At 63.7% G+C, this 14,086-nt stretch carries 18 protein-coding genes; 12 read left to right on the top strand and 6 right to left on the bottom strand.

Annotated elements, in window-relative coordinates; genetic code table 11:
- Positions 1-44 precede the first annotated feature (44 nt).
- From ACZ5U1_RS01110 to ACZ5U1_RS01075, 8 genes are all read left to right on the top strand, one after another.
- On the top strand, positions 45-479 hold the full coding sequence (locus ACZ5U1_RS01110; protein WP_464779003.1) for an HPr kinase/phosphorylase: 435 nt from the start codon (positions 45-47) through the stop codon (positions 477-479).
- Positions 476-1,408, top strand: coding sequence for an RNase adapter RapZ (gene rapZ / locus ACZ5U1_RS01105; protein ID WP_464779002.1), 933 nt, complete (start codon positions 476-478; stop codon positions 1,406-1,408). The genes ACZ5U1_RS01110 and rapZ overlap by 4 nt, the downstream gene beginning before the upstream one ends.
- Before the next feature lie 29 nt (positions 1,409-1,437).
- A complete protein-coding gene (locus tag ACZ5U1_RS01100; protein WP_097091003.1) occupies positions 1,438-1,842 on the top strand; it encodes a PTS sugar transporter subunit IIA in 405 nt (134 codons plus the stop codon).
- Positions 1,839-2,111 carry an HPr family phosphocarrier protein gene (locus tag ACZ5U1_RS01095; RefSeq protein ID WP_464779001.1) on the top strand — a complete coding sequence of 91 codons (273 nt, stop codon included), beginning with the start codon at positions 1,839-1,841 and terminating at the stop codon, positions 2,109-2,111. Before ACZ5U1_RS01100 ends, ACZ5U1_RS01095 begins: the two co-directional genes overlap by 4 nt.
- Positions 2,112-2,176: 65 nt before the next feature.
- Positions 2,177-2,980 (top strand): TrmH family RNA methyltransferase, encoded by an 804-nt coding sequence (locus ACZ5U1_RS01090; RefSeq protein WP_464771900.1) that lies wholly within the window; start codon positions 2,177-2,179, stop codon positions 2,978-2,980.
- Positions 2,981-3,004: 24 nt separating this feature from the next.
- Positions 3,005-4,279, top strand: a complete 1,275-nt coding sequence (locus ACZ5U1_RS01085) for an MFS transporter (RefSeq protein ID WP_464779000.1) — start codon at positions 3,005-3,007, stop codon at positions 4,277-4,279.
- Positions 4,280-4,481: 202 nt separating this feature from the next.
- Positions 4,482-4,661, top strand: a complete 180-nt coding sequence (locus ACZ5U1_RS01080; RefSeq protein ID WP_464778999.1) for a hypothetical protein — start codon at positions 4,482-4,484, stop codon at positions 4,659-4,661.
- Between the two features lie 4 nt (positions 4,662-4,665).
- Positions 4,666-5,658, top strand: a complete 993-nt coding sequence (locus tag ACZ5U1_RS01075) for a TerC family protein (protein WP_464778998.1) — start codon at positions 4,666-4,668, stop codon at positions 5,656-5,658.
- 94 nt (positions 5,659-5,752) lie between these two features.
- Here ACZ5U1_RS01075 and rplS read toward each other — a convergent pair whose 3' ends face one another.
- From rplS to ffh, 6 genes are all read right to left on the bottom strand, one after another.
- Positions 5,753-6,121, bottom strand: a complete 369-nt coding sequence (gene rplS / locus ACZ5U1_RS01070; RefSeq protein ID WP_464778997.1) for a 50S ribosomal protein L19 — start codon at positions 6,119-6,121, stop codon at positions 5,753-5,755.
- An 11-nt stretch (positions 6,122-6,132) separates the two neighbouring features.
- On the bottom strand, positions 6,133-6,864 hold the full coding sequence (gene trmD / locus ACZ5U1_RS01065) for a tRNA (guanosine(37)-N1)-methyltransferase TrmD (protein WP_196225395.1): 732 nt from the start codon (positions 6,862-6,864) through the stop codon (positions 6,133-6,135).
- Positions 6,861-7,133 carry a hypothetical protein gene (locus ACZ5U1_RS01060; RefSeq protein ID WP_464778996.1) on the bottom strand — a complete coding sequence of 91 codons (273 nt, stop codon included), beginning with the start codon at positions 7,131-7,133 and terminating at the stop codon, positions 6,861-6,863. Before ACZ5U1_RS01060 ends, trmD begins: the two co-directional genes overlap by 4 nt.
- 13 nt (positions 7,134-7,146) lie before the next feature.
- Positions 7,147-7,596, bottom strand: a complete 450-nt coding sequence (gene rimM, locus ACZ5U1_RS01055) for a ribosome maturation factor RimM (protein WP_464779929.1) — start codon at positions 7,594-7,596, stop codon at positions 7,147-7,149.
- 162 nt (positions 7,597-7,758) lie between these two features.
- The gene (rpsP, locus tag ACZ5U1_RS01050; protein WP_464771894.1) at positions 7,759-8,244 is read right to left on the bottom strand and encodes a 30S ribosomal protein S16; all 486 of its coding nucleotides are present in this window, start codon (positions 8,242-8,244) and stop codon (positions 7,759-7,761) included.
- A 103-nt stretch (positions 8,245-8,347) separates the two neighbouring features.
- On the bottom strand, positions 8,348-9,820 hold the full coding sequence (gene ffh / locus ACZ5U1_RS01045) for a signal recognition particle protein (RefSeq protein WP_464778995.1): 1,473 nt from the start codon (positions 9,818-9,820) through the stop codon (positions 8,348-8,350).
- 348 nt (positions 9,821-10,168) lie between these two features.
- Between ffh and dapF the strand changes: the two genes are divergently transcribed.
- From dapF to ispZ, 4 genes are all read left to right on the top strand, one after another.
- Positions 10,169-10,972 carry a diaminopimelate epimerase gene (gene dapF, locus ACZ5U1_RS01040; protein ID WP_464779928.1) on the top strand — a complete coding sequence of 268 codons (804 nt, stop codon included), beginning with the start codon at positions 10,169-10,171 and terminating at the stop codon, positions 10,970-10,972.
- Positions 10,973-10,975: 3 nt separating this feature from the next.
- The gene (mtaB, locus tag ACZ5U1_RS01035; RefSeq protein ID WP_464778994.1) at positions 10,976-12,388 is read left to right on the top strand and encodes a tRNA (N(6)-L-threonylcarbamoyladenosine(37)-C(2))-methylthiotransferase MtaB; all 1,413 of its coding nucleotides are present in this window, start codon (positions 10,976-10,978) and stop codon (positions 12,386-12,388) included.
- Positions 12,385-13,323, top strand: a complete 939-nt coding sequence (ftsY, locus tag ACZ5U1_RS01030) for a signal recognition particle-docking protein FtsY (protein WP_404956525.1) — start codon at positions 12,385-12,387, stop codon at positions 13,321-13,323. The genes mtaB and ftsY overlap by 4 nt, the downstream gene beginning before the upstream one ends.
- 107 nt (positions 13,324-13,430) lie before the next feature.
- The gene (gene ispZ, locus ACZ5U1_RS01025; protein WP_464778993.1) at positions 13,431-14,078 is read left to right on the top strand and encodes a septation protein IspZ; all 648 of its coding nucleotides are present in this window, start codon (positions 13,431-13,433) and stop codon (positions 14,076-14,078) included.
- Positions 14,079-14,086: the final 8 nt, after the last annotated feature.

Below are 14,086 nucleotides of genomic sequence, written 5' to 3'. Positions count from 1 at the left end.
CGATTCACACGCGCCCTATCAAGGTCTAGGATGAGTCCAGGGACATGGCGGCGCAAGACTCAACCGAAACAATGCATGCGACAAGCGTCGCGATAGACGGGCGGGCCGTGCTGATCTGTGGCGCGAGCGGCGCGGGTAAATCGGATCTGGCACTGCGCCTGATCGACCGTGGCGCCATGCTCATCAGCGACGACTACACCATCGTGCGATCCAGCGGGGGGCAGCTGGAGGCGTCCGCGCCAGCCACGATCGCCGGAATGATGGAGGTGCGCGGCGTCGGAGTCGTGGACTTGCCGTCGATCAAAGGGGCGCGGTTGGCGCTGATCATCGACCTGTCGCAGGACATTGACCGCATGCCGGGCGACCCGGAAGAATGGCTCGTCGCAGGTGTCCCCCTGCCGGTGGTCAAGGTTTCACCCTTTGAAGCATCGGCGCCGATCAAGGTCGAACTCGCGCTCAAAACGATGGGGCTGGCGTGAACGCACGGACGCCCAAGACCATCCTGCTGGTGTCCGGCCTTTCCGGCGCGGGCAAGACGACGGCGCTCAAGACGCTGGAGGACATGGGTTGGGAAGTCGTGGACAACCTTCCCCTCCTCCTGCTTGAGCGACTGCTGGACACGCCCGTGCCCGCCGGTCACGAGGAACTGGACGACCGTCCCCTGGCGCTCGGCATCGACGCGCGCACCCGTGGGTTTGACGCACATACGATCGTTCAGCGCATAAAGGCCCTGCGAACGCGCCGGGGCCATGACGTCGAGACGCTCTTCCTCGATTGTTCCGACATGGAACTGGAGCGCCGCTTTGCCGAGACACGGCGCCGTCACCCCTTGGCGTCCGATCGCCCCGCGACCCACGGCCTTGCACGCGAACGGGAACTGACCGATCCGCTGCGCCGCTGGGCGACGCATGTCATCGACACGACCAGCCTGACCAGCAACGGGCTGCAACAGGAAATCCGCAACCGCTTTTCGCGCGAGGGGCTGTCTGCCCCGGTGCTAACGATCATGTCCTTCGGCTTTTCACGCGGCGTCCCGTTGAACGCAGACCTTGTCTTCGACATGCGCTTCCTGCGCAATCCGCATTGGGAAGCGGAACTGCGACCCAAGACTGGGCTGGACCCCGATGTCGCCGCCTATATCATCGAAGATCCCGCCTATGAGGAAGCGGTGCGCCGGATAGAGGAACTGCTGGCCCTGCTCATTCCCCGCTATCAGGACAGCGGCAAATCCTACGTGACCGTAGCGTTCGGCTGCACCGGGGGACGGCACCGGTCTGTTCATGTCGCCGAACGGGTCGCCAAATACTTGCAAGAGGCGGGCTTTTCGCCCACGGTCTCGCACCGCAATATGGAATCAGCGCCCCAGGATAGTCTGGAGAAGCGCGAACCGGGAGGCCCGAAAGCTTAAATCATGAAACAATGTGGGCCGGTAAGTAGATGATAGGACTTGTTCTCGTCACTCATGGGTCGCTGGCGACGGAGTTCGTCGTCGCGATGGAGCATGTGGTCGGTCCGCAGCAGCAGATCGCGACCATCTGCATCGGCCCGGAAGACGATATGGAGGTGCGCCGCGCCGACATCGCGTCGGCAGTGGAGCGGGTGAATGACGGTTCGGGCGTCATCCTCCTCACCGACCTGTTCGGCGGCACCCCGTCCAACCTTGCCATATCGCTACTGAAAGCGGGCGAGATCGAGGTTATCGCGGGCATCAACCTGCCCATGCTCATCCGTCTGGAAAGCGCGCGCAAGGTCATGGACGTGCGCCAGGCCGTCGCCGCCGCGCGCGAGGCGGGCCAGAAATATATCAGCGTCGCATCGGAATTGTTGGGCAGCACTACATGAGCGAAATCAGTCAGGAAGTCCTGATCAGCAACAAGCGCGGCCTCCACGCGCGCGCCAGCGCCAAGTTCGTCACGTTGGCGAGCGGCCTTCCCGCCCAGATCACCGTGCGCAAGGATGGCAGCGAAGTGACCGGCACATCGATCATGGGCCTCATGATGCTGGGCGCGGCGCTGGGCGATTCGATCATTATCAGCGCCGCCGGTCCCAATGCGGAAGAATCGCTCGGCAAGCTGGTGACGCTGGTCGAAGACAAGTTCGGCGAAGAATAGCTCTTCCGCGCTCCGCCCCGGCCCGATAGAGAGGCCGCCTCGTTCCAAGGAGGAAAGCAGGCGCAGTGGCACGCGAGATCACCGGATTTTCCAACCCGCTGGTGAAGCGTGTCCGCTCCTTGCGCGAAAAGAAGTTCCGCAAGGCCGAAGGACTGTTCCTAGCCGAGGGCCTGCGCATCCTCACCGAAGCGCGCGAGGAAGGCGTGTTGCCGGAAATGCTCTTCCACGCCGGGTCCACCCATCCCCTCGCCGCTGACCTCATCGCGGCGATGGAGGCATCGGGCGGCGATGTCATCGAAACCACGCCGGACATTCTCTCCAAGATTTCCGGCAAGGACAATGCGCAAGCCGTCGTCGGCGTCTATCGCGACCGGCTGACCCCGCTGGAAAAGCTCGACCGAAGCAAGGCCGACATCTGGATCGTCGCGCAATCGCTCCGCGATCCCGGCAACCTCGGCACCATATTGCGCACCGGCGACGCGGTGGGCGCTGGCGGCCTCATCCTGATCGACGATTGCGTCGACCCCTTCTCGGTAGAGTCCGTCCGTGCCAGCATGGGCGCGCTCTTCACCCAGTCGATCACGCAGGCGCGCTGGGGCGAATTCATGCACTGGCTGCGGCAGGGTCCGGGCGAACTCATCGGCACCAGCCTCAAGGCCACGCAGGATTATCAGGAGCCGCGCTATGCCAGCCCCTCCTTCCTGCTCGTCGGCAACGAAGCGCAGGGCCTGCCCGAATCCTATGAGGCCGAGTGCGACCAGCTGGTAAAAATGCCGATGCTGGGCAAAGCGGACAGCTTGAACGCGGCCGTCGCCTGCGCGGTGATGGCCTATGAACTGCTGAACCAGAAACGGGCGAAGAAGACTTAAGACATGGCAAGGGGCGGGGAAGACATGGCTGCGGACGGAATCGGCGCAATGCTGCGCCACAAGCGGGTGTTGGCAGCCAGCCTGATCGGCACGGCGGTCGAGTTTTACGACTTCTACATCTACGCCACCGCCGCCAGCCTAGTGTTCGGCCCGCTCTTCTTTCCCGCCTCCTCCCCTTCGGCGCAGCTTCTCGCCGCGTACGGCTCCCTCGCCCTCGCCTTCTTCGCCCGGCCTTTGGGCGCAGCGGTGTTCGGCCATTATGGCGACCGCATCGGGCGTAAGGCGACGCTCGTCACTTCGCTCATGCTGATGGGCGCGTCCACGCTCGCCATAGGCTTCCTGCCGACCTACCAGATGATCGGCTGGTGGGCGCCGCTGATCCTGTGCGTCCTGCGCTTTGGGCAAGGGTTCGGCCTTGGCGGAGAATGGGGCGGCGCGGCACTGCTCGCCGTCGAAAACGCGCCCCCCGGATGGCGCGCGCGTTTCGGCATGTTCCCCCAGCTCGGCGCGCCAGTCGGCTTCCTCGCCGCCAACGGCCTGTTCCTGATTCTGGGCATGTTCCTGACGGACGAGGATTTCTTCGCATGGGGCTGGCGCCTGCCCTTCCTTGGCAGCGCGGTGCTGGTGTTCCTTGGCCTCTGGGTTCGCCTGAAGCTCACCGAGACGCCGGAATTCGCCGCCGCGCAAGCCGAAGCACCACCCCCCGCACTCCCCCTCGCAACGCTCCTCTCCAACCATCTCGGCGCAGCCATCGCGGGCACCTTCGCCGTCGTCGCCTGCTTCGCCGTCTATTATATCGCGACCGCCTTCGCGCTCGGCTATGGCACCACGACCCTCAAGATCGATCGCGAAACCTTCCTGGCGATCCAGCTCGGCGCGATCCTGTTCATGGCTCTCAGCATCGTCATAGCGGGTTGGTGGGCGGACAAGACCAGCCCCACCCGCGTGCTGGTCGCGGGCTGCATCGGCACGGTCCTGATGGGCGTCATCTTCGGCCCCGCCATGGGCACCGGCCAGCTGCTGCCAATCTTCCTCATCCTCAGCCTCGCCCTGTTCCTGATGGGCTTCGTCTACGGGCCGCTGGGCGCATACCTGCCCCACCTCTTCCCGGTCCAGCTGCGCTACACGGGCGCATCCTTCTCCTTCAACCTCGGCGGCATCATCGGCGGCGCACTGGCGCCGATCGTCGCGACATGGCTTATCCAGGTGCAGGGTGTGGCGCTCGTCGGCCTCTATATGTCGGCGGCGGCAGCGATCAGCCTTGGCGGGCTGTGGTTCACGAGCCGACAACCGACCTGATCGTGGCACGGCAGCGCTAGGTCACCCCGGACTTGCGCCCCGCCCGCGAACCGGTTATCCCAATCTCTGCGGACCGGGTCCCTCTGGCGCTGCTTCTCCTAGAAGCGACGTGATGTCGGACCGCATCGGGTGACACCGGTGCAGGCTCCTTATCCTTCCCTGTCATCCGATCGAGCGAAACGCACGAAAGAGGATGGCACAAATGAAGCCTTTTACCTTTATTCTCATGCTTCTGGCGCAGCGCGTCGATGACCAGCTGCGGATGGAGCGGCTGCGCTCAGCACCTGATCCCCGCCGCATCGAAAGGCTGTTGCAGCGCAGGGATCAACTGAACGCCCGCCTGCGCCGGTCGATAGCGCGCCCCGCCTGGAACGCGAGCTGACGCCATGGATTTTTTATCGCTGGTCTGGCTCGGTACGCCACTCTGGATGTGGCTATCCTTCTTTGGCATCGTGATCGCCCTGCTCGCGCTGGACCTCGGCGTCCTTCACCGGCGCGAACGCGAGATTGGCGTGCGCGAAAGCCTTGCCCTTTCCGCCTTCTACATCCTTCTCGGCCTTGGGTTCGGCGCCTGGATATGGTGGCATATGGGCGCGACGGCGGGTCTCAACTACGTCACCGGCTTTGTCGTTGAAAAAAGCCTGGCGATGGACAATGTCTTCGTCATCGCGATGATATTCACCTATTTCGGCATACCGCGCCTGTATCAGCATCGCGTGCTTTTCTGGGGCATATTGGGCGTCATCCTGTTGCGCGGATTGATGATCGGCTTCGGCGCGGCGGCGGTGCAGCAATGGGGGTGGCTGCTCTATTTCTTCGCCGCCTTCCTGATCGCGACCGGTATCAAGATGTGGATGACCGCGGAGAAGGACTATGACGTCGGCGCGTCGCCTGTGCTGCGCTGGGTGAAGCGCCGCATGAGGGTGACCGACACTCTGCACGGTCATCATTTCTGGGTGAAGCAGACCGATCCCCGGACGGGACGGCTCGCTCTATTCTTCACGCCGCTGTTCCTGGCGCTGGTCATGATCGAATTTGTCGATGTGGTGTTCGCGGTCGACTCGGTGCCAGCGATCTTCGCGATCACCACGGACCCGTTCATCGTCTATACGTCGAACATCTTCGCGATCCTTGGCCTGCGCGCGCTCTATTTCGCCCTGGCCGCGATGGTGGAGCGTTTTCATTACCTCAAATATGCGCTCAGCCTGCTGCTGATCTTCATTGGATCGAAGATATTTGTCGCCGACGCGTTGGGCCTGGCCAAAATCCCGCCGCCGGTTTCGCTGGCCGTCACCTTCGCCATTCTTGCGGGCGGCGTGGGCTGGTCATTGTGGAAGACGCGACCAGAAAAGGCCGCGCTTCCTGCCAAGGTCCAATAGGGTCTGACCGGGTCAATCGGCCCCAAAAGCAAACAGGCGGCGCTCTTGCGAGCGCCGCCTGTTCAACTTAGCGACCGTAAAGCCGCGAGGAAGATCAATCCTCGGTGCGGACGTCGCGGCGCTCGGCGATGCGAGCGCGCTTGCCGGTGCGGCCACGCAGATAATAGAGCTTCGCACGACGCACGACGCCACGGCGGACGACGGTGATCGAATCGAGATTGGGCGAATAGAGCGGGAACACACGCTCCACGCCTTCACCGAACGAAATCTTGCGCACGGTGAAGTTGCTGCCCATGCCCTTGTTCGAGCGGGCGATGCACACGCCTTCATAATTCTGGACGCGGCTGCGGTCGCCTTCGACGACCTTCACACCCACGCGCAGCGTGTCACCGGGACGGAAATCGGGAATATCCTTGGCGAGAGCCGCGATGTTTTCGGCCTCGATCTGCTGGATCAAGTTCATGACTTAAAGTCCTACCTTTTGCGTTGCGCACCAGAGGGCGGCTGGTCCCGAACGCCGATATGACGTTCCCAAAGGTCCGGCCGCCTTAGCCGTGTGTCATCCTCCGCCCTTTGTTTCCGCCAGGCGGCGATTTTCGCATGATCCCCCGATCGCAACACTTCAGGGATCGCGCGCCCTTCCCACAAAGCGGGCCGGGTATAGTGCGGATATTCAAGAAGGCCGCTTTCGAAGCTCTCTTCATCCCCACTGGAAGCCGCGCCCATTACTCCGGGAAGCAGCCGAATGCAAGCATCGAGCAGCATCAGCGCACCCATCTCGCCGCCGGACAAAATGATGTCGCCCATGCTGATCTGCTCGACCGGCCGCGCCTCGAAGATCCGCTCGTCAAAACCCTCGAAACGCCCGCACAATATCGTCGCGCCCGGCCCCGCCGCCAGTTCGCGCACGCGGGTCTGGGTGATCGGCTTGCCGCGCGGCGTCATGGCGATAACCGGCAGGTCCGGCCCCTGCTCCAGCGCATGATCGATAGCCAGCCCCAATATGTCGGCGCGCAGCACCATCCCCGCGCCACCGCCCGCAGGCGTGTCGTCAACGGTGCGGTGCTTGTCGGTCGCAAAATCGCGGATGTGGATCGGATCGCACGACCATTTTCCTTCCGCCAGAGCGCGCCCGGCCAGCGACACGCCCAGCGGTCCCGGAAACATCTCCGGATAAAGCGTCAATATTTGGGTCCGAAAACTCACGCCTTGCGCTTGCGCAGCCACGCCGCAGACATGCCCCCCAGCAACGACACGGTGCCACCTGCCATCAGGGCAACACCGATAGCACGCAGCAGATCGGCAAAGGGCCGATCCGGATTCATAAGGGCGGGCAGGAGAAAGAGCAGGGGAATAGGGATGACCAGCGCCACCGCTGCGCCAATCTTCAACCCGCGCTTCCATGGCGTGGTGAACAGGCGCCACCCTGCGGCGATCATCATCAGCAGATAGAGGGCGGTAAAGACTTGGGGCATCAGCAACCGCCGATCAAACCGCAAAGGCCGCTTCGATCACGGCCCGTCCGTCCGCGATCGTGACCGCATGCATGGGCGCCATGAAGCGTTTCCCGTTGGGCCGTTCGACCTCGACAATATCGCCAGCGCCGAAATTCTCGACCGCGACGATATTGCCCAGCCCCTCACTCTCGCTGGAGAAACAGGGCAAGCCGATGAGGTCGGCGTGATAATATTCGCCCTCCTCCAGCGGAGGCAAGGCAGAGCGAGGAACGGTGAGTTCCGTCCCGCGCAGGGCTTCGGCCGCGCTTCGGTCATTGACCTCGGCGAAACGCGCAACCGCGCCATTGGAACCGGCGCGCACCGACTTCAACGTCAGCTTGCCGCCCGCAGCGTCGAAGCTCTTGTAGGATTTGAGCGTTTCCACCCCTTCCCCGAAGAGCTTCAGACGAACCTCGCCCGCCACCCCATGCGCGCCGATGATGACGGCGAGAGTAAGGGCGCGCGAAGTGGCTAGCCCCTCCCCTTCAGGTTCAACCGAGGCGCGTGACTCGGTTGAAGGGTTGAGTTGGGGGGTGCCGGGCGCGGAGCCATTGCCAGCCCCCACCCCCGGCCCCTCCCCTGAAGGGGAGGGGTGATTACCCATTTAGCCTTCAGCCTGTTCTTCAGAAGCGGCTTCAGGAGCAGCTTCTTCAGCGGCAGGCGCTTCTTCGACAGCCGGAGCCTCTTCAACCGCAGGAGCAGCGGCGGCCTCAGCGGCAGCAGCCTTGGCGGCTTCGGCAGCTTCAGCGGCTTCCGCAGCCTTTGTCGCGCGGTCTTCAGCGCGATCCTTGGCCTTCTGGCCCGGCTCAGCCTTCTTCGGGTTGTTGCGGACAGCGCGTTCCTTCACGCCAGCGGCGTCCAGGAAGCGGGCAACGCGGTCGGTCGGCTGCGCGCCAGCGGCAACCCAGTGCTTCGCACGCTCGACGTCAATCACGACGCGCTTCTCGTCGCCCTTGGGCAGGACGGGGTTGTAGCTGCCGATGCGCTCGATGAACTTGCCGTCACGCGGCGCGCGGCTGTCGGCCACGACGATGCGGTAATAAGGACGCTTCTTGGAACCGCCGCGCGAAAGACGAATGGACGTTGCCATGTTGTTTTAGACCTTTCTAACTAACTACTTGTTTCTCAATTCGTCATCCCAGCGAAGGCTGGGATCTTGTGCCTGAGATCCCAGCCTTCGCTGGGATGACGGGCTATTTCTTCATGAAATTCTGAAAACCCGGCGGCAGGTTCGGCATGTTGCCGCCACCGCCCAGCCCGCCCAATCCACCAAGACCGCCAAGGTCGGGCGCGCCGCCCGCGCCGCCCATCAGCTTGTCCATGCCGCCGCCGGTGAACATCTTGGCGAGGCCCTTCAATCCGCCCATCTTGCGGATTTTCTTCATCGCCGTTTCCATCTCCTGATGCATTTTCAGGAGCTTGTTGACTTCCTGCACAGTGCGGCCGGAACCCTTGGCGATGCGGATTTTGCGCTTGGCGTTGATGAGGCCGGGCTTCTCCCGCTCCTTGGGCGTCATCGAACCGATCATCGCATCCAGATGGATCAGCGTCTTGTCATTGGCGCCACTCGCCGCCATCGCCGCCTGCGCCTTCTTGAGGCCCGGCAGCATGCCCGCCAGCGCGCCAAGGCCGCCCATGCGCCGCATCTGATTAAGCTGGCTGCGCAGGTCGTTCATATCGAACTGACCCTTGGCCATCTTCTTGGCGAGCTTGTCCGCTTCCTCAGCGTCGATCGTCTCGGCCGCACGCTCGACCAGTGACACGACGTCGCCCATGCCAAGAATGCGCTGCGCCACACGCGCCGGATGGAAAGGCTCGATCGCGTCCAGCTTTTCGCCCGTGCCCGCAAACTTGATCGGACGCCCCGTGACTGCACGCATCGACAGCGCCGCACCGCCACGCGCATCGCCGTCCATACGGGTCAGCACCACGCCGGTCAGCGGCACCTGTTGGGTAAAGCTGGTCGCGACATTCACCGCGTCCTGCCCGGTCAGCGAATCGACCACGAGCAGGATTTCCGCCGGGTTCGAGACTTCGGCCACGGCCTTCATCTCGTCCATCAGCGCCTGATCGACGTGCAGACGGCCCGCCGTGTCGAGCATCACCACGTCGAAGCCCTGAAGCTTCGCCGACTGCAATGCGCGCTTGGCGATCTCGACCGGCTGCTGGCCCGCCACGATCGGCAGGGTCGCGACATCGGTCTGCGTACCCAGAACCGCAAGCTGTTCCTGCGCCGCCGGACGCTGGACGTCGAGCGACGCCATCAGCACCTTCTTGCGCTCTTTTTCCTTCAGCCGCTTGGCGATCTTGGCGGTGGAAGTGGTCTTGCCCGACCCCTGCAGGCCGACCATCATGATGACGGCGGGTGGGCTGACATCGATCAGCAGATCGGACGTTTCGGAACCCAGCGTTTCGGTGAGCGTGTCGGAGACGATCTTGACGACCATCTGTCCCGGCGTGACCGACCGCAGCACGTCGCTGCCCACGGCCCGCTCGGTCGCCTGATCGACGAACTGGCGCACCACCGGCAGCGCGACGTCGGCCTCCAGCAGCGCGATTCGCACCTCGCGCATCGCGGCGCGGACATCGTCCTCCGTCAGCGCACCGCGCCCACGCAGCTTGTCGAATACCCCGCTCAGACGATCGCTTAGCGAATCGAACATCATCACCTCATTTGGGCCGAAAAGCCCGGAAAACAGCGTCACCCCGCCAAACGACAAAATCGCCGGCGGGCGAAACCTCGCCGACCAGCGTCCATCCGGTGCTCCCTTGTGAGCGCCATGGATCTGTCAGGGTATCGAACGGCAAACCGCCCGATTGCGATGTGGCCCTTAGCGGAACGGGGGGAGGGATGCAATGCGGACCAACACACAAACCGTTCGGGCTGAGCTTGTCGAAGCCCTTCCCTTCTTTTCAAAGGAAGAAGAACCCTTCGACAGGCTCAGGGCGAACGGAGGAACAGTTGGCCTCGCCTGCTCTGGCCTTTTCCCCGCACAACCCCTACATGCGCGACCATCATGGGCCGATTTTCCAAAATGCACGGGCTGGGCAATGACTTCGTCGTCATCGACGCGCGCGACAGCGCCGTCGACATCACCCCCACCCGCGCCCAAGCCATAGCCGACCGCCACGCCGGGATAGGCTGCGACCAGCTGATCCTCATCGGCCAGTCCGACCGCGCCGACGTCTCCATGCGCATCTTCAACAGCGACGGCAGCGAAGTCGATGCCTGCGGCAACGCCACCCGCTGCGTGCCCCTGTTCGTCGGCCGCGACGTGCTGATCGAAACCAAGGCGGGGCTGCTGGAAGCCAGGGCGATCGATGGCGGGGCAACCGTAGACATGGGCGCGCCCCGGCTCGACTGGGACGCCATCCCCCTCGCCTATGCCATGGACACGCTGACCATGCCGGTCAGCTGGGAAGACCTCCCCGCGCCCGCCGCCGTCAATGTCGGCAACCCGCATGTCGTCTTCTTCGTGGACGATCTGGACGGTGTGAACTTTGACCATTTAGGCCCGCTGATCGAGACCGACCCGCTCTTCCCCGCCCGCGTCAACGTGAACTTCGCGCAGGTCATCGGCGACAATCATATCCGCCTGGTCGTGTGGGAACGCGGCGCCGGCCTCACCCGGGCCTGCGGCACCGGCGCCTGCGCCACGGCCGTCGCAGCCGTGCGCCGCAAGCTGGTGAGCGGCCCGACACGCGTGACCTTGCCCGGCGGCGACCTCGTCATCGACTGGCAGCCCGGCGGCCACATCATGATGACCGGCCCCGCCACCCACGTCTTCGATGGCGAGGCTGACTGGGCGCGCTTTTAGAGCATGTCCGGCCCGCAGATCATCACCCTGGGCTGCCGGCTCAACATCGCGGAGAGCGAGGCGATCCGCGAAATGGCGGGCGGACAAGATGACCTGATCGTCGTCAACAGCTGCGCGGTAACCGCCGAAGCCGTACGCCAAACCCGCCAAGCCATCCGCCGCGCCCGCCGCGAACGGCCAGAGGCCCGGATCATGGTCACCGGCTGCGCAGCGCAGACCGAACCGGAAACCTTCGCCCGAATGGCGGAGGTGGACGCGGTAATAGGCAATCGAGAGAAACTCGACCCCACCCACTACCCGTCATCCCAGCAAAAGCTGGGATCTCAGCCGGTAGGGCACGACGTCGGGCATGAGACCCCAGCCTCCGCTGGGGTGACGCACGGGGAGGAGGCGGACGCTCACTCCACTTCCGTTCGTGTCGAGCGCAGTCGAGACACAGATGCGCGACCGCTTCTCGATTTCGCTCGAAGCCAACGGGCGGTCGTGAACGTCTCCGACATCATGACCGTCCGCGACACAGCTCCGCACATGGCCAGCGCCTTCGCCGAACATGCCCGCGCCTTCCTTGAAGTGCAAAATGGCTGCGACCACCGCTGCACCTTCTGCATCATCCCCTATGGCCGGGGAAACAGCCGCTCCGTCCCGGCAGGCGCGGTCATCGACAAGGCGCGCGAGCTTGTGGACGCGGGCTACAAGGAAATCGTGCTGACCGGCGTCGACGTCACCAGCTATGGCCCCGACCTCCCTGGATCGCCGTCCCTCGGCCTGCTGGTCGAACGCATCCTGAAGGCCGTGCCCGCCCTCCCCCGCCTCCGCCTCTCCTCGATCGACAGCGTAGAAATCGACGACCGGCTCTTCGACCTCATCGCCCATGAGCCACGCATGATGCCGCACCTCCATTTGTCGCTCCAGGCAGGCGATGACATGATCCTCAAGCGCATGAAGCGGCGCCACATGCGCGCTGATGCGATCCGCATCGTGGAGCGCCTCAAGGCCGCCCGCCCCGACATCAGCATCGGCGCCGACATCATCGCCGGTTTCCCGACGGAGGACGAAGCGATGTTCGAAAACAGCCTGAAGCTGGTTGAGGAATGCGCCATCGTCCACGGCCATATCTTCCCTTATTCTCCGCGCAAAGGCACCCCCGCTGCGCGGATGCCGCAAGTCGATCGCGCCACGATCAAGGCCCGCGCCGCCCGTCTCCGCGCGGCCTGCGAAACGCAACGCCAAGGCTGGCTCCAAAGCCTCATCGGTTCCACCCAATCCGTGCTCGTCGAGCGCAACGGCACCTCCGGCCATGCGGAAAATTTCGCCCCGGTGCGCTTCGAAACGCCCCAGCCCTCCTCTTCCATCACCTCGGCAACCATCACGGCCCTTGAGAATGGCGTGCTGATCGCGCAAGAGGCTCGGCAATGACTGAACCCGGCACCAGCTGGCGCGACCGCCTCTTTGGCGGTTTGAAGCGCACCTCCGATAAGCTCGGCGAAAACCTCACCGGCATTTTCACCAAGGCCGCACTCGACGAACAAACGCTCGACGAGATCGAGGAAGCTCTGATCGTCAGCGACCTTGGCCCGGCGATGGCCGCCCGCGTCCGCGATCGCCTGTCCGAAGGCCGCTACAACCGCGAACTCACCGAAGATTATCTGCGCGAAATCATCGCGGAGGAAATCGAAAAGGTCCTAGCCCCGGTCGCCCGCCCGCTGGAGATCGAAGCCTTCCCCCGCCCGCAGGTGATCCTGGTCATCGGCGTCAACGGATCCGGCAAAACCACCACCATCGCCAAGCTCGCCAATAATTTCCTGGAGCAGGATTATGGCGTGATGCTGGCGGCTGGCGACACGTTCCGCGCGGCGGCCATCGGCCAGCTAAAGGTCTGGGCCGACCGCCTCGGCATCCCCATCGTCGCGGGCAAGGAAGGCGGCGACGCAGCGGGCATCGTCTTCGACGCGGTCAAACAGGCGACCGCCACCGGCATCGACGTCCTCATCGTCGACACCGCAGGCCGCCTCCAGAACAAGACCGAGCTGATGGACGAGCTCGCCAAGATCCGCCGCGTCCTCGGCCGGTTGAACCCGGCGGCGCCCCATGACGTTGTGCTGGTGCTGGATGCCACCACGGGACAAAATGCGTTGAACCAGATCGAGGTTTTCAAGGAAGTCGCGCAGGTCACCGGCCTCGTCATGACGAAGCTGGACGGCACCGCGCGCGGCGGCGTGCTGGTCGCGGCGGCGGAGAAATATCGCCTGCCCATCCATGCTATCGGCGTTGGTGAAAAGATCGAGGACTTGCGCCCCTTCGACGCAGGCGACATGGCGCGCGCGATCGCAGGAACAGCCTATGCGCGCTAATCGCCCAACATCCGTCATCCCAGCGCAGGCTGGGATCTCCTGCCTTGATGGCACAACACAGCCTCACGAGATCCCAGCTTCAGCTGGGGTGACGGGAAATTAGATCGATGACTGACACCAAACCTGCCCACGGCGGCAATCTCAGCCTTGCCCTCGACTTCGGTCCCCTCCTCGTTTTTTTCCTGACCTACAAGGGAGCAGGATGGATCTGGGGTCCCGGCAATCCCATCACCGCAATGAGCCTTGGCACCGCCGCCTTCATGACCGCCATCGTTATCGCGGTCATCATCTCGAAGGTGAAGCTCGGCCGTGTCTCACCCATGCTGTGGCTGTCGGCGATGCTGGTGCTCTTCTTCGGCGGGCTCACCATCTATTTCCAGGATCAGAGCTTCATTCAGATAAAGCCGACGATCATTTACAGCTTCTTCGCGCTGATGCTGTTCGGGGGCCTTCTGCGCGGCAAGGCGCTGCTCAAATATCTTCTGCAAGCCGCCTATGACGGCCTCACCGAAGAAGGCTGGCGCAAGCTGTCGCGCAACTGGGGCTTCTTCTTCGCCGCCATGGCGGCCGCCAATGAAGTGATGCGCCATTCGATGAGCTTCGACGCGTGGCTCGCGGTCAAGGTCTGGGGCGTCACCGTCGTTTCGCTCGTCTTCGCGCTCGCCAATATCCCGATGCTGATGCGACACGGGCTGACGATTGGGAACGCCGTTGACAGCGAGGAAATCGGCGAAACCACCCCGCCACAGGGTTGATGTTCGTT

It is taken from the genome of Sphingobium sp. TomTYG72, from assembly GCF_055394715.1.
Note: the sequence above shows the minus strand (reverse complement) of the source record. Positions and strands in the feature narration are given on the sequence as shown.

What these genes read in the sequence shown, in the direction of transcription:
- ffh (WP_464778995.1), bottom strand. Translation starts at nt 9,820, where the DNA reads ATGATGTTCGATTCGCTAAGCGATCGTCTGAGCGGGGTATTCGACAAG.
- ACZ5U1_RS01080 (WP_464778999.1), top strand. Translation starts at nt 4,482, where the DNA reads ATGAAGCCTTTTACCTTTATTCTCATGCTTCTGGCGCAGCGCGTCGAT.
- rpsP (WP_464771894.1), bottom strand. Translation starts at nt 8,244, where the DNA reads ATGGCAACGTCCATTCGTCTTTCGCGCGGCGGTTCCAAGAAGCGTCCT.
- rplS (WP_464778997.1), bottom strand. Translation starts at nt 6,121, where the DNA reads ATGAACTTGATCCAGCAGATCGAGGCCGAAAACATCGCGGCTCTCGCC.
- ACZ5U1_RS01100 (WP_097091003.1), top strand. Translation starts at nt 1,438, where the DNA reads ATGATAGGACTTGTTCTCGTCACTCATGGGTCGCTGGCGACGGAGTTC.
- ACZ5U1_RS01085 (WP_464779000.1), top strand. Translation starts at nt 3,005, where the DNA reads ATGGCTGCGGACGGAATCGGCGCAATGCTGCGCCACAAGCGGGTGTTG.
- mtaB (WP_464778994.1), top strand. Translation starts at nt 10,976, where the DNA reads ATGTCCGGCCCGCAGATCATCACCCTGGGCTGCCGGCTCAACATCGCG.
- ftsY (WP_404956525.1), top strand. Translation starts at nt 12,385, where the DNA reads ATGACTGAACCCGGCACCAGCTGGCGCGACCGCCTCTTTGGCGGTTTG.
- ACZ5U1_RS01095 (WP_464779001.1), top strand. Translation starts at nt 1,839, where the DNA reads ATGAGCGAAATCAGTCAGGAAGTCCTGATCAGCAACAAGCGCGGCCTC.
- ACZ5U1_RS01075 (WP_464778998.1), top strand. Translation starts at nt 4,666, where the DNA reads ATGGATTTTTTATCGCTGGTCTGGCTCGGTACGCCACTCTGGATGTGG.
- ispZ (WP_464778993.1), top strand. Translation starts at nt 13,431, where the DNA reads ATGACTGACACCAAACCTGCCCACGGCGGCAATCTCAGCCTTGCCCTC.
- ACZ5U1_RS01110 (WP_464779003.1), top strand. Translation starts at nt 45, where the DNA reads ATGGCGGCGCAAGACTCAACCGAAACAATGCATGCGACAAGCGTCGCG.
- ACZ5U1_RS01060 (WP_464778996.1), bottom strand. Translation starts at nt 7,133, where the DNA reads ATGCCCCAAGTCTTTACCGCCCTCTATCTGCTGATGATGATCGCCGCA.